The 21,432-nt window shown below is 35.6% G+C and carries 15 protein-coding genes; 7 read left to right on the plus strand and 8 right to left on the minus strand.

Annotation, left to right across the window (positions count from 1 at the left end):
- Positions 1-142: 142 nt before the first annotated feature.
- From ACT8YW_RS10660 to ACT8YW_RS10675, 4 genes are all read left to right on the plus strand, one after another.
- A complete protein-coding gene (locus tag ACT8YW_RS10660; protein ID WP_444104884.1) occupies positions 143-1,579 on the plus strand; it encodes a hypothetical protein in 1,437 nt (478 codons plus the stop codon).
- Positions 1,566-5,648 (plus strand): helicase-related protein, encoded by a 4,083-nt coding sequence (locus ACT8YW_RS10665; protein WP_444104885.1) that lies wholly within the window; start codon positions 1,566-1,568, stop codon positions 5,646-5,648. Before ACT8YW_RS10660 ends, ACT8YW_RS10665 begins: the two co-directional genes overlap by 14 nt.
- 4 nt (positions 5,649-5,652) lie before the next feature.
- Positions 5,653-7,809, plus strand: a complete 2,157-nt coding sequence (gene drmB / locus ACT8YW_RS10670; protein WP_118029735.1) for a DUF1998 domain-containing protein — start codon at positions 5,653-5,655, stop codon at positions 7,807-7,809.
- Between the two features lie 490 nt (positions 7,810-8,299).
- Positions 8,300-9,406, plus strand: a complete 1,107-nt coding sequence (locus tag ACT8YW_RS10675) for a competence protein CoiA family protein (RefSeq protein WP_444104886.1) — start codon at positions 8,300-8,302, stop codon at positions 9,404-9,406.
- Positions 9,407-9,685: 279 nt separating this feature from the next.
- Here ACT8YW_RS10675 and ACT8YW_RS10680 read toward each other — a convergent pair whose 3' ends face one another.
- The 8 genes from ACT8YW_RS10680 to ACT8YW_RS10715 form a co-directional block, all read right to left on the minus strand.
- Positions 9,686-10,213, minus strand: coding sequence for a hypothetical protein (locus ACT8YW_RS10680; RefSeq protein WP_182416883.1), 528 nt, complete (start codon positions 10,211-10,213; stop codon positions 9,686-9,688).
- Positions 10,214-10,217: 4 nt separating this feature from the next.
- On the minus strand, positions 10,218-11,426 hold the full coding sequence (locus ACT8YW_RS10685; RefSeq protein WP_007844379.1) for a hypothetical protein: 1,209 nt from the start codon (positions 11,424-11,426) through the stop codon (positions 10,218-10,220).
- Positions 11,423-11,851, minus strand: coding sequence for a plasmid mobilization protein (locus tag ACT8YW_RS10690; RefSeq protein ID WP_007844381.1), 429 nt, complete (start codon positions 11,849-11,851; stop codon positions 11,423-11,425). Before ACT8YW_RS10690 ends, ACT8YW_RS10685 begins: the two co-directional genes overlap by 4 nt.
- Positions 11,852-12,172: 321 nt before the next feature.
- Positions 12,173-13,243: an AAA family ATPase gene (locus tag ACT8YW_RS10695; protein WP_007844383.1), complete on the minus strand. Its 1,071-nt coding sequence runs from the start codon at positions 13,241-13,243 to the stop codon at positions 12,173-12,175.
- Positions 13,244-13,248: 5 nt separating this feature from the next.
- A complete protein-coding gene (locus ACT8YW_RS10700; RefSeq protein WP_118029732.1) occupies positions 13,249-13,623 on the minus strand; it encodes a helix-turn-helix domain-containing protein in 375 nt (124 codons plus the stop codon).
- Between the two features lie 98 nt (positions 13,624-13,721).
- Complete coding sequence (locus tag ACT8YW_RS10705; RefSeq protein ID WP_118029731.1) at positions 13,722-14,714, minus strand: hypothetical protein; 993 nt, start codon at positions 14,712-14,714, stop codon at positions 13,722-13,724.
- Positions 14,715-14,893: 179 nt separating this feature from the next.
- Positions 14,894-16,009 (minus strand): site-specific integrase, encoded by a 1,116-nt coding sequence (locus tag ACT8YW_RS10710; protein ID WP_007844387.1) that lies wholly within the window; start codon positions 16,007-16,009, stop codon positions 14,894-14,896.
- A gap of 117 nt (positions 16,010-16,126) precedes the next feature.
- Positions 16,127-17,002 carry a helix-turn-helix domain-containing protein gene (locus ACT8YW_RS10715; protein ID WP_031258530.1) on the minus strand — a complete coding sequence of 292 codons (876 nt, stop codon included), beginning with the start codon at positions 17,000-17,002 and terminating at the stop codon, positions 16,127-16,129.
- Between the two features lie 838 nt (positions 17,003-17,840).
- On the opposite strand from ACT8YW_RS10715, the gene ACT8YW_RS10720 reads away from it, so the two are divergent.
- From ACT8YW_RS10720 to ACT8YW_RS10730, 3 genes are all read left to right on the plus strand, one after another.
- A complete protein-coding gene (locus ACT8YW_RS10720; protein ID WP_005845203.1) occupies positions 17,841-19,151 on the plus strand; it encodes an AAA family ATPase in 1,311 nt (436 codons plus the stop codon).
- 375 nt (positions 19,152-19,526) lie between these two features.
- The gene (locus ACT8YW_RS10725) at positions 19,527-19,901 is read left to right on the plus strand and encodes an RloB family protein (protein WP_012055810.1); all 375 of its coding nucleotides are present in this window, start codon (positions 19,527-19,529) and stop codon (positions 19,899-19,901) included.
- Positions 19,902-20,158: 257 nt separating this feature from the next.
- On the plus strand, positions 20,159-21,430 hold the full coding sequence (locus ACT8YW_RS10730) for an AAA family ATPase (RefSeq protein WP_012055809.1): 1,272 nt from the start codon (positions 20,159-20,161) through the stop codon (positions 21,428-21,430).
- Positions 21,431-21,432: the final 2 nt, after the last annotated feature.

A 21,432-nucleotide genomic window follows, 5' to 3' on the forward strand; every position in this document is an offset into this window, starting at 1 on the left:
GAACCATATAAACAACTGTACTACAATATTTTAATTTATAGAACTCCTCTTATTTGAACGTCAAGAACCATGTATTGATTTCTATGAATTAGGATGTGAAATAAATGCAGAAGAATACCAAATAAAGAATACATTTGATTTTATGATTCAAGATATTGCTCATGAAGTAAAACTACGTAATGAATTGGCGATTTGTTTTACAGATCAAAGTTTATCAAAGATAAAAGAGGAGATTCTAAACCTTAATTCTGAGGTAAATGAAGAGTATACAGATTATTTTTTACAACTTATTCATAATAAATACAAAACAGAACTTACAGAAATCTTATATAACTGGATAAAATTCCATGAGATTGCAGTAGTTTTGGATTACAACATAGATGTGTATTATAAAAAACAATTAAAATTCTTCTTACAGTCTAAATGTGGTGCATCTTCGGTTAATTTTTATACATTTAAGAATTTTAAAGCTCATAAAGATGGCTTAGTTTTCTTAAATTCAATACATGAACAAAAGATCCTTGTTCTATCAATGCTTAATCATTGTACGGGACGGAGTTGGGCAATATATCCAAACTCTTTTGATCAGTATCATCTTAATCCTGGACAAAGTGTTCTACAAATAAATAATAAGATTGTATTTGATCCTCGTTATAGTTGGTATTCTTATCGCTATGAAGAACAATTAAGATTACTTCTAAATTCAAACTATCGTGTTAGATACGTGAAAAACGGTATACAGCTTCCTGATAAACCGATAAAAATAGGTATTGAGCCCAAAGAAGATGAAGATGAACAAAATGTTCGTGACAGGCAATCAGGAGTTGAACAAAACAGAGTGAAAGTTTCATTTGGACCACGTCAGCATAAAGTGTTAGATGAATATGATTTTGTTTTATGTAAATATATGGATGAAATTTCAATTTGTACAATTCTAGATGTTTTACGTGATTTTGAAGACCCAACAGTTATTTCAATTCAACCATTGACAGATTTTTATCAACCACTTGAAGATCTTCTTGATAATGAGGAGCGTAGAGCAGGTGAAGGTGAATTAATGATACGAAATAATCCAAAGTATTGCTTAACTGATGAAGAGAAACTATCAAGCCGAGAAATGTGGAAGATCCTTTTAGGGCATCGAGTAGCACAATATGGAGAACAAGTTGTTTATAATGATATAATGAAACCACTTCTTCCAGCTGAAAGGATACAATTTATTTCATTTAAACGATGGTTAGACACATCTGAAAATTCAGTACTTCCTCGTAGTAGACGTATGCAAAAGAGAGTGATTGAAGAATATCTTCAAATAGAGGGATTATATACTCGAATGTTAAGACATAGAAAGTCAAGAATAAGTACAAATACTGAAGGTAAAAATATAATTTTCAGGACATTTTTAATTCACTGTTTACTTGAAACTGACATGAAGAAAGCCTATAAAGAGTTAAGTAATGAAGTTCTTGATTATCTTAATATTGGTAGTGAAAATGATATTAAGATTATTTTAGATCTTATAAAAGACGGCACTATAAATTTTAGACTAATTAAATCCATAAGTTATGATCAAAGATAAAAGAAATTCATTGGAATCTTTCATTAAGGAACAGTTAATAGGTCCAGGTGGTTGCGGAAATAATTTTGGAGTATATGTTTCTAATGAAAATGAGAAAGAACTTGTATGTGAAGTACTTAATACAACGCCAGGCTCTATTTATAGTACAGGTATTCTTTTCCCACGAAAAGATAATCAGTCATTACTTATGTCTGATCTAAAATACGAAATGAACGACGATGAAAATATTGGTGATGAAAATTTATCAGATGAGGATTCGGACGAACAAGGAGATGACATGAGGGATTTAGGAAATCAAGAAGAGGATGAAGATATTAATTCGCTAAGTCGTAGATTCCCTGATAGAATAGGTATATCTTGTTGTGTTAAAAACATTAAATCTTTAACTTCGAGTACTAAAATGACAATTTCAGGACGTTATTATAAAAAATTATCTGAGAAAACACGTTTATATGTAAATATAGAAGATTATGATTTTTTTGAGAAAGTATATTCTATAGAAAAATGTAAAGATTTATTTCCTCAGTATTTCAGATACCAAGACAAAAAACTAAGTTTGTTAAAAGTTATAAATAAAGCACAGGACTTGAAGGATTTTCGCGATAAAATGCGAGAACTTAATAAATATTTTTGTTCAATTATAGCTAAAAATCCTAATGGAGAATATGATTCAATTTATACAGATAGCTCTTTCCAAGATAAAAACAAATTTTTAAGTGCATATAAAGAACGACTATTTAAATCCCTAAAATACGTAAACAGAGAAGGTGAATATTTGAGTCCGGATAAGGTTGCAGAACATAAAGTTCGTATTGCAAAAATAGAACAATATGAAACTTTTTTATCTTATTTTGAAGATATACTATCCATATGTGATTCTAAAGGATTCGGGTTCTGGGTAGGAACAAATTTTTGTAAAGAAATTGATTTATCAGCATTTGCTTTTGATTTTGAATCAGGGAAGAGAAAGATCATAATCCCCCCTAAAGAAGGTGTTACAAAAGGAATAGTAAAGTATACTCTTACTCCTGAAGTCGAAGCTTCTTTGTCCATATGGTTACAGATTTATAAGGGAATCAATGGTAAGACATATTTAAAAGTAATGCTTGCTAATGACTCTACTAAGGTTAAGGTTGATGCTAAGCATTACTATTCTATTGTTGCAGAGAAGGTTAATGAGTTAACATTTTTTGGAGTTAAAATTGACGTCTCAAGTTCTGAAATTATACCATATAGAAACGAAATAAATCCAGAACTTGATGATTGTGAAGTAAGCAGTTTGCAGTATCTTTATCGTAATATTGAAGATTATGCTATTGGCCACATCTGTTCTGCAAATTGGTACTATGATAATAATGGAATTATACACGTTTGTTCAGAGTTTATGCCGTCTGTTGAAACACCTGATGTAGAACCAGAACCACGAGATAAGACTAAACACGTTTTTGATGAAAAGACTAACAAATTCTTACCAAAGAAATATGTAGAAGATAATCAATATCTTCAATTTAAGTGGCTTTCTGTCCTTTCTTCTAATACAGATACTGAGATTGTTGAAGGCCTTCGTAAATTTGCTGATTCATATCAAATATGGATAAAGCAATTAGATGCTGCTGGCAACTCGATTGGACGAGAGAATATTACTAAATGTGAGAAGGACTATCAGAGAATAAAGAATAATATTGATGAATTCTTGACAAATCCTGATAAGATGAAGATTTTTCGATTAATGAATACTGCTATGTTTATGCAGCTTTGGCATAGTAAAAGTAATAATCAAGAACAAGTCTTAAAGGATGAAAAAATTTTAAGTTTTGAATATTATAAAGATAAAGCGCTAGATACTACAATTTTTCCTGGAGTTGTAGCTGCATGGCGACCTTTCCAGCTTGCGTTTATTTTGCTTAATCTTGATGGAATTTTCCAAAGTAAGTGTGATCCAAAATGGGAAAAACGCAATGAATTAGTAGATCTTGTATGGTTTCCAACCGGTGGAGGTAAGACTGAGTCTTATTTGGGTATAATTGCATTAGTCATAATAAATCGTAGATTGTTGCTTAAAAATGGAGCTGGTGATGGCGTTGCTGCAATAATGCGCTATACATTACGCTTACTTACAACTCAACAATTTCAACGTGCGTTACGACTTATTCTTGCATTAGAACAGATTAGGAAATGGGATAAATACAATTTAGGAGATAAAGAAATTTCTATTGGCCTATTTGTTGGAGAAAGTTCATTGCCTAATCATTATAAAAATCTAGCTGAAGAAATTCGAAAAAACTGGGTTTCTGATGGAGGACATGGACAAATACCACTAGATCGTTGTCCTTGGTGTGGTTCTTTGCTTAGAGAGAAAGAAGTATCTGTTGATCATTATTATTTTGGATGTAGTAACAAAAAATGTACATATGGAAAACGAAACTATCTGCCTATCAGACTTTGTGATGACCATGTATATGAAGAGCCGCCAACATTACTATTTGGGACTGTAGATAAATTTGCTCAACTTGCACGCCGAGTTAATGTAAATGAAGCGTGTGCAGATTCTAGACGTTTATTTGGAAATGGTACAGGATGCAATCCACCAGATTTGATTATTCAAGATGAATTACATTTGTTATTAGGTCCATTGGGTTCTGCAGTAAGTTTGTTTGAAGCAGCTATTGATCAGTTGTGTTCATACAAAAGGCAGGATGGGCTTGTGATTCGTCCTAAGATTATATCATCAACAGCTACCACACGTAATACCAGTTTTCAAGTGCGAGCTCTATATGATCGGGATATTTGTATCTTTCCTAAAAATGGAACAGATTATGATGACTCGTTTTTTGCTTTCTATAAAAGGGATAAACAAGGAGAAAATGATAATTGGTCGTACGTTTCTAAACGCAAATATATTGGTATAATGCCTACTGGACGTACTCAGATGACTACTCAAATGCGTTTAGCTGCAATTTTATTTGTACATCGAGCACTGTATGAACGTAAAAATAAAGCATTGTTAGGGATTAATGATAAGTCATTTATAGAGGCTGCAGACTATTATTATTCGATAATTTCTTATTTCAACTCATTAAAAGAGGTAGGAAAAACTGATGCTCAATTCTATCTTGAATTTACTAAGTATACTCGTCGTTTATTTAAACGAGTACTTCGATTTACTGATATGTTGGAATGTTTTTATGCATATAACGAAGTATTCTCTAAGACTGAGTTGACTGGTCGTTTATCTGGTGGTGATGCAGTAAAAGAATTAACAAAAGTACAAACAATAAAATGGGATCCTAATAAACGATTGCCATATTTAAAAGAAGGTGAAACAAATATATATAATAGTGCAATTCTTCCTGCTGATTATATTTTAGCAACAAATATGATATCAGTGGGACTTGATGTAAGCCGTTTTAATACAATCATAATTAATTCTATGCCTAGAAATATCGCTGAGTACATTCAAGCAAGCTCTCGTGTCGCACGTGATAAAGAAGGATTAGTCTTAACGTTACATAATCCTTTTCGTTCTCGAGATGTGTCTCATTTTGAAAGGTTTAGAGAATTTCATGAAAAGTTATATTATTATGTTGAGCCAATCTCCATTACTCCTTTTTCACCAAAGGCTGTAGAAAAGTATATGCCTTTATATATGGCTACTATAATTAGACATTTATACAAGAATCTTGCTGATCGCAAAGATGCAAATAAAATGTCCATTCCAATCGCAACAGAATTAAAATCTGAGCTGAAAAAGTATTTTGAGAATCGTTACGCAAGGACTCAGGCTCTTGATTCTACATTACATGCACTAGAGCGCGAAATCATAACAAAAGAGCAATTATCTTACATATATGAATGGATAGATGTAAGTCTTGACCAATGGGTAAATAAAGCAGAACAATATGGTGATTCTCTAGTCTATTATGCAGCTGGGCGAAAAGGTGCTGAAGAGGTATCTTTGTTAGTTTCTACAGATGATTATTCGGAGCAAAAAGCTGCTAGCAAGTGGATAGTACCATCCGCATTAAGATTAGTTGAACCTGAAGCTGTCCTTCACATTTTAAATAAATAATATTATGGATATACGTAAAGAGAATCAATATAATCAATCTATGGGCAAGTATAAAATCTTGTCTACTGCTGCAGGTGTAGGATCTATTATTACTACCAAGTGGGGTGGTTTTATTATGCCATTAAGTATTAATAACTGGAAATTTGTGGAGGTGGTATCAAATAAAATAAAGGAGATACAATCACAAACATTAAATATCCCAAAAATTCAAGAAGAATGTGGTGTTGAATTGATTGAAGATCCGCGTTTTGTGGATTTTTTAAATGTGAAAAAAGGGTTTACCCAATTAAAATGTTTTGTTGCAATACCTCATATTCAACTGAATTCATTTAATCAAATACAACGTAAAGGTAATCCACTTTATGAATCTATTAAAGCGCGATTTGGAACTGAATTAGGCGAAGATATGTTTTATATCCCTGCTATTAATTTTCCTCAGTGGTTTATTTCTGCTAATTCTGAAATCAAACCTCTTAATGAGTGGCGTAAAGAATGGCAAATTCGTAAATGTAATGATGGGAAAATGACATATTTTGTTCCTCCACGCGATCCTAATAAGAAAACTTATAGAAAAATAAAGGCTGAAGTTTTACATGATGATGTAGAATATGGTCTATTAAAACCAGTTCCACTTATTCTTATTTGCCCAAATGGCCATATATCAGATATCCCATGGTATAAGTTCTTCTGTGCGTCTCTTAAACATGAGAAAATGGATGATGATGCAGGTTTCGAATTGTTTGGTTACGACTGTGAAGATTGTAGTTGTGGAGGTAAGCATAATATTAAATGGCTTAATTCTCGTAACCAAGCAGAATCGTGGGGCACACTAAAATGTTCAAAATGCGGTTATTCTGTTTCATTAGCTGGTATAATGAATATTAAACCTTATTGTCGAGGTGAACGTCCATGGGTTAACAAAGATAATGCATATGAACGATGCTTGTCTACTGGCCAAAAGACTAAGATGCAAGTAGCAATGGTAACTAGTAATAGCATATACTATGCAAGTGGTTTTAGTAGTTTATATATTCCTAAAGATTTTATTCCATTAAAGCCTGGGCAGTTGAATGATCAGGCTCGTATGGTGTTAAGTAAAGTAACTGAGAAATATAATACAATGGTTACTAGAAGGCCAGAAATGACTCAAGAAGAATTTTGGAAAAAAAAGTATAATGATTGTGATGAATTTATTGAGGATGCAAATCTTAACTGGCAGTGTAGTCTGACAGATTTTGATTATGAAAATATCAAAAATATGTTTCTTGGATTAATTGTAGAAGACGAAGATAATGATCCTGTTGCAACATATCGATTAACAGAATTTGAAGTTCTCACTGATATTCATGAACCCAATCGAAAATCTAAAGGATTAGAGTTTAATGAAATTATTATTCCTAACTCTTTACAGTCATATTTTAAAACAATTAAACAGGTGAATACAGTTTCTCTTACAAATACACAGTTAGGCTTTGGTCGAGTAAACATGCCAACATCTAAACTTGATGATAGTGGGAAGATTGTGGCACCAGGTGATGAGATGAAGCCCATTTTTGATGGAATACCGTCTGACATATATGTATTACCTGCTAATCAAATATATGGTGAAGGCTTGTTTTTTGCATTTGATATGGCTACTATTGAAAGGTGGGCTGAAGAAAATGATTTAAATGATCATTATAAATGTCAACTTGATAATGGGGCATTAGGAGAATTTTTATATCAGGAGATTTCTCTTTACGGAAGAGCTAAATTTTATCTACTTCATACATTTAGCCATGTGTTAATGAAAGAACTTGAATTTACTTGTGGTTACCCTACTGCAAGTTTGAGTGAGCGGCTATATTACTCAGACAAAATGTGTGGCGTGCTTATTTATACAGCAGATGGAGCAGAAGGCAGTATGGGAGGCCTTGTATGGCAAGGACAGCCTCGACTTATTAGTAGTATTATTGAATCGGCAATGAAACGTGCAGTAAATTGTTCTTCAGATCCTTTATGTTGGGAAAATGAAGATAGCTTAAATAGAGCATCATGTTTTGGTTGTACCATGGTTTCTGAGACTTCGTGTGAATATCAGAATATGGGACTAGACAGACGAGCTCTAGTAGATGAAGAATACGGATTCTTTAAGAATCTAGTAGGACTAGATAGTATATAATAATGATTTATTAAAATGCTTTATTGGCAATATTATATAAAAACGGATAGTGCAGTAAGGGTATTATAAGTAAAAATATTAATAAAATCCTACAAGTGTATATTGTTTGAGTAGTAGAATGTTCTAAATGAAATTTAACGGCTATAGATACAGAGAAAAGAATTAATAATGATTGAAACATGAAACTCTTGATGTTGGCTAAAACACAAGTTGAAAATTTATGTAGTCCAACTCGTGAGTAATGCTTGCGAGTTGAACTCTATGATACCAGATAGTAAGAAAAAGTAGCGATATCTTATGATAAGGAATATATTCAAACTTTATACTACTTTTGGGGATTAGAATAGCCACTAAATATTTATTATGAAGGTATAAAATAAAGAACTCCATCTATATAATTAACGATCACAAAATATTCATTAAAATCTGTGATTACCTATACAATTATTAGCATAATAATTTAATAAAAGGTTTAGAGGAAGTACTGCTTATGCATCAGAAAGGTTTACTAACATACGCATTAAACTCAATTGGTAATCTTGTCTATATAGACGAAGTTGACACAGGGCAGCTTTGCAATTGTTATTGTCCATCATGTAAGGAAAAATTGGTAGCGAAAAATGGTGGAATGAAACGTGTCCATCATTTTGCTCATGCTTCTGGAGTAGATTGTGAAAATGCATATGAGACTATGTTGCATCAGTTGGCAAAATTAAGAGTTCAAGAGGCATTTCTATCTAAAGAAGTATTTAATGTTGGTTTTGAGTATCGTTCATATTGCCCACATGTAAAGACATGTGCATTCGTTAGATATGGAAATTGTTATATATCAACTCATAAAAGATTCAATTTAAAAGAGTTTTATGACTCATGTGAACAAGAAATACAGTATGATTCAATTAACAGACGCTCTGATTTGAAAATATTTTCGTCTAAGAAGCCTCAATTGGCGCCTATATATATTGAATTTTTTGTTACTCATGCAAGTGATGTATCTAAATTGCATAATGGTGGTAAAATTATTGAAGTTAAGATTGAATCTGAAAATGACATTCAAAGAATTGTCGATGATGGTTTCATTGAATCCTCTAAATGTGATAGCAGGCTCCTAGAAGGAATAGAATCTGAAAATATAAGTGAAACAACGTTTTGGGGATTCAAGTCGGAGGACTATGATGCTAAAAATATTACACAAGAGATAGAATTTTCTCGTTATATTCTATATGCATCCGGTAAGTCACAATGTTATCAAGACACATCTTTGTGTAAGAATATAGCTAAAGTTAGGAAACAATCTCTTTTGGAAATATGCATTCATACACCTGTTGCTTTTGGAGTATATGAAATGGTTAAATATCAAGGATATAAAAGATTTTGTATTAAGAATTGTTTATACTGTAAAAATTTTGTTGACAGCTATGACGGCTCAGGAAAACTATGCCGCTTGTATAAATATTTAGGAATAGACCGGTTTGAGCAACATGATACTGCAAGAGCAAAATCTTGTCCTTCTTTCTTGATAAATCAAGATGAAATGAATAGGGAACTTGAACATTTTGATTCTTTGAATAATAGGGAATATACCGAGTTTGAATAATTTCCAACCACATAATATTATCTGCAAGTCAAAACTTTTCTTTTCCCGCTAATTTGAGTTTTTCGTGTAGGATTTAGTTCATTATAATTCTAATGTAGGCATAAAGTATTTATAATTAATAAAGTACTCGATTTGAAATTTTGTTAATGCTTGCTATGCTTGAAATGAAAAGTTAAAAATAAATAATAAATAAAATGTGTGACAAGAGTTACAGCTTGAAAACTATAATTCTTGTCACATTTTTTTTAGAACAGAAAGCTATTGTTTAATATTTTTTCATCAGGTTTTATTTCCAAGTAACTTATGAACTACTATCACCATCGTAATTCCCAAGATCGCTATAAGCCCACATGCAGCAACCATCCTCCAAATTAACCAGGAATGCAAAAATTCTACATTCGCCACGATCATACAGACCAAGAAAGAGGATAGGGCTATTAGAATGACAATCAAAATATAAAATGCCTTATATGATAGATAAATGCGGTTATCCATTTGAACAATCCTCTGCTCTGCCTCTGTGCACTTGATCTCAATTTGGTCAATGAACTGGCCAAGAACGGTATTACCAAATTTAACAGCCTGATCTTGCGTATCCTGAGTAATAGATAGTTTGTATTTTCCTAATAAATCCACCAATGCGGTAAGATCCGTCCTCAATCCATACACATTGTCATTCAACTCGGCAAGTTCTTTTACGTTTATACCAAGCAGACGTTTTTCCTCCTCAAGATATTCATTTTGAGGAGTACTTTTGGTAACCTGTGCTTCCTCCATTTCAGCGGTAAAATCAAATTTCTTTTTCATAAGCTCATCGTTTTAATCCAGTTTTCGGTTTCTTTCCTAAGGTACGAATGGCAGCACGGGCACATCTTTTTGCCCATAAGAGATCATCCTCGTCCTTATCTCTCCATGGTAATTCGCTTTGTGAACCACCGCCACCTCCGGTTGGTGCATTGGGGACTTCCAGCAATCCGACAAATATTACTACTGCCATATCGGTTAACTCCTGTGAATTGGAGACGAAACGATAATCAAATTCATCGTTAAAATGGTTGAGTACCTTTTCTGGAATGTAGAACCGATGTTCCTGACCTTCGTGACTCAATGTATAGGGAACCGTATTCGGATTGTAGATCTTATATTTGGTATAGTCAGCGGATGCCGATGGCTTCTGAATCTGTCTCGAATCAGTATCTTTAGGTTTGTTATTCGCTGCAATACCTGACCTATAATGAAGTTTCTCCCATGTGACAGGAAGTTTTGAAACCATCAAGTTTCTACCAATACCCAGATCGGAAGCTTTGTATTTCGTCCTTCCTTTCATGATTGCATATCCGTGAAGAATACCATCATCGTCCTTTCGCTCATGTATGGTGTATCCTTTCTTTGTCAATGCTGCTTTGTATTCATCCCATGACCATGATGACATGGATTTAAGGACATTCATACAATCCTGTGTAACCAATGGCATGTTGACATTTCTTACCTGTTTTGCTGTTGTCCATCCACGTTTCTTTGCTACTCTTTCTGCTGCCCACTGGGCACGAAGGTGTATATTGTGGTCGTTGTTAATCTTTCCGTCTTCATCCATCCTGCAGACAGCAGCATGAAGATGAGGAACTCCGCTATTGGATTCCATATGGAGCCAGACTGTGTATTTGCTGTTGGCCAGATTGGTCGGACTGTTTCGTACTTTCCCGTCCTTGTCTTTGAACGCCTGTTTGTCAAACTCTTTGGCGAAATCCTGCCAAAGTTTTTGCCAGTCTTCAATGGTAAAGTCCTTGGTATGTTCGGGTGACGGACTAAGTTCAATTCTGATGACTGAGTTCTTCACCGGGCGGAAGCGGGAAAGAGTAAGTTGCATTGAATTCCAAACACCCATTGCATCTGGCTCCGATGGCATCATATTGTCCAATATCCGGTAGATTTTTTCCGGATGTTTTTTATTATGTGATTCGCCGGTTATATAACGGATGTCGTTTATGCCATGCGATATTGCTTTAGCCTTTGCGATCATGATTCTTCAGTTTTATTATTGGTTGGAATACTGTTCGGCTCTTTTACGGAATTTAGGAACTGGCAGACATTTTCTGCCACATTGCCAAGCTCCTTCAGCCAGTTCACCATAAATGGAATCTGGTTGAACATCGTGTGCCGTTGGCTTGCACTCATTCCATGAAGGGCTGATGTGAATTTCACCAGGTCAGCACGGCAGTTGTCCAGATTCTGCAGCAGTGCAGCTTCTTCTTTGGAGAGTCTTGCCTTTGGCTTATAATTATATGCCCGCGCAAGCAGATAATCGCTTACGGTCATTCCGCATTGTTCGGCCATTGACTTGATATGTTCTTTCTGTCGGGGGCTGACTTTGGCCCCGATAAATACGGTTCTCCTGTTGTCCGGAGTCTCGTTCTGTTCTGTTTGTTTTATTATTTCTTTTTCCATGAAAATCTAATATTATAATGGGTTAAGGTGCGAGCCTGCGAGTACCGCACCGGCGAAGTGGCAAAGCCGGCGAGAGCGCCAATGTACAACCATAACGGAGTGGAGGTTATACCTTGGTATATCTCGCAACAGATACCTGTTGAAACTGCACGGCAAGCCGTGTCGTATATACAAATGAAATTGGCATTTCGACTGCTACCATAAGCGATATAAGTATTCTGATTATCCAATAAAAGGGGAGAAGATGAATATTCCCTATAACGTCTTTATGACTTTGCTTTATTCTAATATGTACACCCTGCCAATAAAGTAAAGCCGGATTCAATAATGGCTGTCTGGGTTGATTTTATATTCCTTTCCCTCTTTTATGACCATCCTTTTGTTACTGAGGAAGGTGGCAACTTTAACTGCTTTGTTATGTCCCAGCTTAATGTCCTGCAGGGCATATCCTTCCTTCAGCCGTTCCAGATAATCGTCATAACTGGTAATACAGACGTTTGTAAAAGCTGCGTCCAGAGCTGCCCGATGCACGCTCTCGGAAATTTCCTTGTACGGATCAAACGGTTCTTTTACAGGTCTTCCGATTTTCTTTTCCTGGGGTTGATAGGAATCCAGCAGTTCAGGTAAGACTTCATCGTTTATACGGAAAGCAAACGGTTCAAATTCCCGGTCACGGATATGAATGGCTTCTACTACGCTCACTGTTCTGTCCATTTTGTCCACTTCTACCTGCATGACTGTTTCTGCCTTGTTATTCAGTTCCGTGCCGATGTGACCACGGGCATTCTCGTCATTCTTGTTCTGATGGAGAATGGTATGAATGTGAATCTGGCGGTCATCCGTCCATTGCATGAATCTGGAAATAATATCGGTCGCTTCACTGGGGGAATTGATATCATAAAGAAAGTCTCGGATGCCATCTATAATCACCAGTCCGAGATCGGGGATTGTGCCGATAGCCTGTTCGACTATAGCCAGACGTATCGGAGGGGCATACTTGCGCAAAGCCAGCATAATCAGATTATCTGGATTCTTGTCCTCCGGGAGTCCGGCAAGGCGCAGGATTCTTTTCAATACCTTCTGGCAATGATGGCGTCCCTGTTCTGTATCAATGTACAGAACAGTTCGCTTATCCTCTGGAAATGATGAACGGTATTTCAGCACTGTTCCGTTTTTCAATGCTGACGCTGCAATGGCTGTAACGTTAAAAGTTTTCTTACTTTTGGCTTTGCCTATAGAGGCACTGAAGTTCCCCAGTGTACCGATTGCGGCATCATCTACCATCAATACAACCGGTGACTGTTCATAAGCTCCGTTTGCACTTACAGCAGACTCCTCCATATAAGCGGTCAATTCCTCGTCAGTAGGAATTCTAATGTCTGTCTTGTCCATAGGCTTTACACGTTTTTAGGGTTAGCCTTACGACGGGTGGCAGCAAGCATCTTTGCCTGTTCTTCTTCAAAAGTCAGTGGAACCTGTACCTTTCTTCCGGTCTCAAGCCATTTATCCAGTTCATCACGATAAACAAAAAGATGTTTGCCTTGTTTGATTACAGGAATGCCACCATGCTTGACCTTATAATAAAATGAGGATTTGGATATGCTAAGGTAGGTACATACTTCATCCACTGTCATAGGAACGTGATGGTTCTCTTTGACTTTGTTTTGGACTGCCAGACTGTTTTTCAATACAGTTTCCAAACTTTCAATTCTCTTACATAATTCACCTACAACTGTAGGTAAATCGTTAAAGGTTAAATTTCTGAAATGCATAATGTCTTTATTTGTTGTGTTTGAATATGCCACAAACTAAATCAATGACATTATGCAGAGAAATAGGAGAAGAGAATCATTTTCCGGTCTGTATTAATTCATTTTTTCTCACACTGCGCTTTGTTTATAAGAGTATAATCAAATTTAAAATCATCATATTTTGGACTGTCAATAGGAATCTGACTGTGTATGGTATCTTTGAGATTCTTGGCAAGGTATCCCAAGGTTGCATTTTTTAATTCATTAGGAAATATGGTTTTTATGAAATTGGCTCTTTCTGATAATGATATGCCTAACCGTTCGCCTATATTCCAGACAAAATGTCGTAATGAAGGTGATGTAAGAGGAGTTTCCATTTTTGAACGAATGGGTTTATACAAATCTGATTGCCCACTTGCCAAATGGTCTATGTTTTCATGTAGTATAAGCAGATTTTCTTTGGTAAGAAATTTTGCGGTAGAATAGGTGGTATATTCATGAATAGCATTTATAATCATTATTTTTCTCTCTAATTCTTCCTTCTGAATTTCTTTCATACGGCTTTCGAATCCCTGGAGATATGAAAAAGCTTCGGATTTAACTTCTGAGGTAGGTTGTTGCTCCAAAACTTTTATTTCTTTCGAATCATCATGCTTCTCTGATATTGTAATGGATGTAACGATTTCAGAACTGGCAGCTTTGTTTTCTGTTGTATCAGTATTTTTTGTCTTTTCCGGTAACTCAATCATTGAAATAACTTCTGTTGCATTGCTAACTTCAATCATTTCTATATCTGAAACTTCTACAGTTGGTTCACTGCATTCTTCAATCATCATATCTGGTTTGGGAATAACCTTGTCAGGTATAGAATTTCTTTGATTATCAGAAAAGATCTGCGGACATTCATCCGTAAGGAATATATAGAATACACGTTGTAATCCTCCGCATGTTATGATTATTACAACGGTTCCTAATATTATAGGTGTTGTATACCTGGTCAGATCTATCTGGTGATTAATGTACAGATATGTTGCAATTACTGAAAAAAGGATACAACTTACTGCAAGTATGAAACTTGTCTTTCGTGCCGATAATTTAATATTGTTTGTCATGTTCTGTAATTATATGTACTAGTTTTTATGGCAAATATATTTTCTATTTCCAAATAGTTGTAATTAGTGACAGATAATCGTTCAGATTTTAAGAAAAATAAGCCTAAAGTACGAAAATCATACTCTAAATCATACTATAATCATACTTTAGGCATATTATTTATATAGGATACAGACTGCTATTCTTTCCTTTTTAGGGTAATCTTATTGCTCGCTTCACGCTTGTTGCTGTCCACTACTTTCATGTACCTTTGGGTCGTGGTTATGCTCTTGTGAGCCATCATACTTTGTATGGTACGGATGTCGGTTCCAGCCGCCCCTTGCAGGGTTGCGAATGTTCTACGATACGAATGGAATGTTATATTCTTGGTGATTCCGGCAGAACGAATCCATTCCTTCATGGGAACCTGGGTCCAGCACCTTTTCAGACCTTTGAATACCAAACCCTTCTTCTCAGGTGAGTATTCTATCAGCTTCAGGGCTTCATCACTAATGGGGATGATGTCTTCCGTCTTTGTCTTCTGTGTGATGGTGTGTACACATTTTCCTCCTGCTGCAAAATCAACAATTTCCTCCCAGCAGAGAGTAAGTATGTCACTGAGTCTCAAACTGGTCAGGCACGAAAAGAGGGAAGCGGTTTTTAGAACTGGTATCTTGCATGGTGTTTCAGCCAGACAGTACAAATCCTCTACACTCAGATAGTCCTTTACCACATCTTCCGGTTCAATCTTTTCCAGAAAATCATTTATGTTTGACTTGATCAGCCGATTGCGGTAGAGAATCTTCAGGAATCCTCTGAATGTGGACCAGTAGCCGGACGCTGAGTTTTGTGTAATATATCCATCCCGTTTTAGCTGTCTGGCATTGAGCAGATATTCACGAAACTTGTTGCACAGCTCCACATCAATTTCTTCGAAAGTACATTTGCCATGTACGAAGTTATAGAAGTGCTGATAAACGAATTCCCATTTCTGGTCGTGCTTGGGAAGTTGCTTACGGTAGTATTCTAGAAAATCTGCCTTATATTTCCTCTTGTCGAAGAAATCATAGCGTTCGTTTACGATAGATTCAAAGCGACGGCATCGGATGGCTTCTGCTTTCTCTGACATGGTTGCATTGAAGTCACGTTCCCGCTGATTCTTCGGATTTGCATAGATATAAATGTTCAAACCTTCGTGACGGATAGTTTTCATTGTTTCCTGGTCACGGTAGCCCGGATAATAGTCCAAATAGAAGGAAAGCATACCATTTTTTAACGGGCGGGTTCTCAAAGTTACAGTTTTACATTCTGACATAGTTACAAATGTTATTAGTTGACTTAATTTTTGCGGTGAAGATGCACAATGACTTTATGCAGACCGCATTCAGCAAAAAATCATTTTCCAGTCTGTATATCTGTCTGTACAGATTCATTATCTGGCGCCCATAATGTGGTCAAATTCCACTTTCAGGAATCTCACAAAGCGCCCTTTCTTCTCCCGTTTTATTTCGTGGAATTGCAGAATGCCGTAAACAGAATCCCGTGTGAGACTATACTTCTTCATGGCTTCCTGCACGGTATAGTATTCTGAAGAATCATCTTCGGTTGTCTTCTTGGACAGATCGAAGTGAAGTTTTGAGTAGAATATCTGGCCGTGCTCTTTCTTTGAAGGGATGTTGTTGCGGTAAACATGTGAACGGATGGCTACACGTGTCATCCCATAGTTTTTCTCGATTTCTTCCGGAGTGTACCATTCTGTCAAGGCGTCATCCGTCTTATATTTGGCAAATGCCGCATCTATGTGCTTTTTACTGTAATAATTGAACTGGCGGATTCTGACCTTGGGAACATTGTTTTGCCGGGTATAGGTCCACACCCATTTGGCGTTGACTTTGTACTTTTCCGCAATCTGTTCAGCTGTATAATACTCGGTAACGTCAAATTCATCTTTTGGTCTGAGAACTTCATAAGGTTTTGTTTTCAGCATCAGTTCGATGTCGGTTCTTCTGATGAGCGACATTCTTGAACTTAACCTTGATGCACGAAGTTTGTCCTCCTTTACCAGTTTATAGACATACTGGCGAGAAACGCCCATTAGTCTGGCTGCTTGAGAAAAGGTAAAGTATTCCTGGCTCTCCAGTTTGTTCTTTACCTCCATCATTTCCTGAAATTCGCGCATTTCCATTCTACGTTCCTTCATCCGGTGTTTATAACCTCTTTTGGAACATTGCGGACTACAATAATTGGTAGTGGTCTTTTTTGCCATGAAAGGCTTGCCGCACCACTGGCAGATTCTTTTTACTTCCATTTTTGTTATTCTCCATATTTTAGTGAAACATGAGCTTTTTACAGCTCGGATAATTTCCCTTTTTGTCTACTCACGTAAACCATTGTCAACACACGTCAACAAATGCGTCAGTGTGACATCGGGCAAAAGCCCTTAATTGTTCCGCGGTAGAAATACGGTAGAAAAATATGGTGAACAACAGTATTCAACTGTTTATAGCTGGATTTTTGGCAAATAAAAAAGCCGCTGAAAATCAGCGACTTCATTATAGTTGGTTCTAATTCGTTGCAGTTGATTACAATATCCTACTTTCCGATGCAGAAAATATAAATTGATTTGTAATATATTGATATTTAGTATGCTTTTCCCTATTATTTATATGAAGAGGGACAAACTGGGGACAAAATTTATACAAAAATAACACTAAAAAAAGAAAACATAATTTTTGGAACTAAGTAATTCTCAAAATCGTATGCTAACCAAAAGAAAAAGGAAGAATTCTCTGCATAGTTATCATAATCTGATACCTAGTAGTATTAATTCTAACCCAGATTCAAGATGCATAGAGTGCCGTTTATTAGAGAAAAGAAATTATAGGTTTAGTCTAGTATCTTGTATATTTAAAAAGGTTCTAAACCAAACATTATACAACTTCATAATGACTGATATTGGTTAATAGAATCTTGTATTTTCTCTTTTCGCCAGCAATATTATTTATCTTGATGCCTTTCTTTATTTTTAATGCGTGAAATTTTCACGTGAAATTTTCACATTTCTGGTTGTTTTAATTATCTTTGCATTGAGATAGGTTAATGTCTCATTGATATTACTGTTTGATTATTTTATTAAATACTATTTTATGATACTGCGTGTTATATTGAAGAATTTTCTGTCATTCAATGATGAGGTTCAGTTTGATATGTTTCCTAATATGAAAAGGACAACCTTGTCTAACCATATTACTATGCTTAATGAGAAACTGCCTGTATTGAAAATGGCTGCTATATATGGAGCCAATGGCGCTGGAAAATCCAATTTGTTAAAGGGTATCAATTTCTTGAAAGCAATAGCTTTGAACAAAAGTTTTCTCGACAAGGATACCTTTGGTAAGTACATCTTTGCGTTAAAAGAAAATACAGGAACAGAACCTATGGAACTGACAATAGAGTTTGAGACAAAAACAGGAATTCCATATATATACTCTGTGGAAATTATGAATACTGGGATTGTTTCCGAAATACTACAGATTTCCGGTTTGGGTTCGGAAGAAAACCATAATGTTTTCACTCGCAAAGAGGGCAAAATCGAATATGCAGTTACGCCTTCAGAGGAAGTAGGCAATATGGTTTTGGGATGGATAGAAAAAAATCCATTTTCCAGTCTTTTGACTATAAACAATGATATGCCGGTATTGACGGATGAAAATATTAGTATTGCACAAAAATGGTTTGAGGACGAACTTACAATAATTGGCTTGCATTCTTTCAATCCTGCACTGATTGGAATATTCAAGAGCAACAAAGAAATCAATCAATTTGCTTCGGATATATTTAAGGTACTTGGTCTTGGTATTAACAGAGTTAATGTCGAAACAGAAAATTTTGAAGATTGGATGAGTACCCATGACATCAGTAATCTACCTATGGACAAACTTAAAGAAATGCGTTCCGGAGTGTTGTCGGAGGTCGTTGATTTCAGAAATACAAGATCTATTAGTGTAGAAGATGGAGTGCAGAAGATAAGTCAAATGCTATTCCAGCAATTTGGTAAAAACGGATTTTCAAAGGATATGGATATCCAGGCACAGTCTGACGGTACGGTTAGATTACTGTCGCTTGTTCCGGCATTATATGATGCAATGAAATCCGCCAAGACGGTAATCATAGATGAACTCGATCATAGCATACATTCACATTTGGTCAGGGAACTTGTCCGTTATTTTTCCTCACAGGACACCAATGGACAACTTATTTTTACAACGCATCAGACCTGTTTGCTAAATCAGGATTTTTTGCGCACCGATGAAGCTTGGATGGTTGAAAAGAAGGATGGTGGGAGTCATATGTATTCATTAAACGATTTTAAGATTCACAACACAATTAATATTGAGAACGGATATATGGAGGGGCGTTATGGCGCTATTCCTTTTATTGGTGAATTGAATATGTAAAATGTTAATATTGTTATGGATTTATCTAAATTTACATATTCAAAAAAAATACTCAAGATTAACTCCTAAATAGCTTGTACATCAGTCTATAACCCAAAATAAGGAGAATTGTCAGGTATATGAAACATCAGGAGTGTCTTCTGCTTACCAAAAGCCTGAAGGGATTCTTTCCACCAGTCTTATATTCGTACTCTCTGGGGGGAAAGGATTTTCTTCTGGAATTGATTAAACAGCGTGAGCTTAACTCTTTAAGAGTTGTATTTATGTCTGAAAAAGGACAAGGATTACAGCCATATCAGATGCAAGAGAAGTGGGAATAAATACAGTTGACAGGAGAAATAAAAATAGAATCGCAGCTTTTTCCAACTGGATACTATGGACAAAGTATTTCTCCTTTCGGATGTAGATGAATTCTATGATCAGTTGGAGAAAATATTTAAAGGTAATCAAACCGATGTACAAGGTAGATGGGTCGTGAGCAATCCTTGTTTTGAGATTTGGTTGTATTATTGTTATTTGGATAGTCCAGAAAAAGTTCTTGGATGCTTGAAAACAGAACCTATTACTACTCGGAGCAAAAAAATGAAGGCCTTGGGTAACACATTAGTCAGTGGAGGGTTGAACCCTTGTTTGGCATTTGAAAATATGTTGAATGGAATAGAACACTGTATTGCTTACTATGCTGAGGATGATAACAGAATAACTGTCTTGTATGCGACACAAATGCATGAAATGGTTCAGTACCTTTAGTCAGCATAAAAGAAATTTCAACAATATTTCATTTCTACATAATTTTGCACACAATCATGCGGATATGATTATGTGTATAGATAACGATTATCTGCTGATTTTCAGCATGTTATTTTTTGAATCAGCAAATGTAATAGATGCTGTATGCATATTTTTGAGAAAATATCTCAAAAATATGCATTATATGAATTGAATTTTGTACCTTTGTACTCGAAAACAGTTATGAAAAATAATTGAAACACTTAAAAGTCAGATATATGTTACTTGAATTTACAGTTGAGAATTACAGGTCGTTTTATAGGAAAAAGACCTTAGTATTGGAGGCCGATAAAGCTTTGAAAGAATGTACTGAAACGAACTTGTTTGACTGCAATAAATATACTCTGCTTCGTTCGCTTGCGCTGTATGGTGCCAATTCAAGTGGGAAATCCAATCTTGTCAGTGCGATGCACGCAATGGCGAGTTGCGTGTTGTTGTCGGTGAAGTTAAATGACAATGAGCAATTGGAATATGACCCATTTCTTCTTTTGAAGGACAATCACCATCCCTCTATGTTTGAGATTATATTTTTGAAAGGAGAGTATTGTTACAGATATGGATTCAGGTATAATCTGGAGCGTATCGTTGAAGAATGGTTATTCCGGAAAACAACACCTCGTTCTAAAGAGCAGATGATGTTCGTAAGAAACGAAGATGGGATTTGTGTAGATGAGAATAATTTCCCGGAAGGAGTCGGATATGAAGAAAAGACCAATGACAACCGTTTGTTCCTGTCATTATGCCAACAGTTAGGCGGTGAAATATCTCGTCAGGTTATTTCTTGGTTTCAATCGGACTTTAATGTGATTTCTGGATTGAATAATCAACAATATAGAGCATATTCAAAATTATTTTTTCACAAAAAAGAATCTTTGAGTGTTGATGCTCTCAACTTCTTCCAGAAATTGAGACTTGGATTTAACAACATTCTTACTCATGAGGAAGAACCCAATATTCCTCAGGACTTGCCTATGGAATTACGAGCACTCTTCCAAAGAGAAACGCAAGGCAAGAAGAGTATTGAGTTGGATTCTATACATAACGTATATTCAGATAAAGGTAATATAGTAGGTACAATTAACTTCTCGTTTGAAGATAGGGAATCTTCCGGTACAAATAAGTTATTTGATCTTTCGGGACCGATATTCGAAACGCTTTATTCTGGGAGCGTGCTTGTCATCGATGAGCTGGATGCAAAAATGCACCCTCTGATTTCTCAGTATATTATTGAATTATTCAATAATCCGGAAACAAATCCAAAGAATGCCCAATTGATATTCACTACCCACGATACGCACTTACTTTCTCAGAAAATTTTAAGACGAGACCAGATATGGTTCACGGAGAAAGATTCTAAAGAGCAGACGGATTTGTATAGTCTGATTGATATCGTACTCCCAGACGGGACCAAACCTCGTAATGATGCAAATTATGAGAAAAACTATATCGCCGGTCGTTATGGTGCCATTCCTTATATATTGAATGATTAATA

Source organism: Bacteroides sp., assembly GCF_052357945.1.
In the GTDB taxonomy this organism is placed as follows: Bacteria; Bacteroidota; Bacteroidia; order Bacteroidales; family Bacteroidaceae; genus Bacteroides.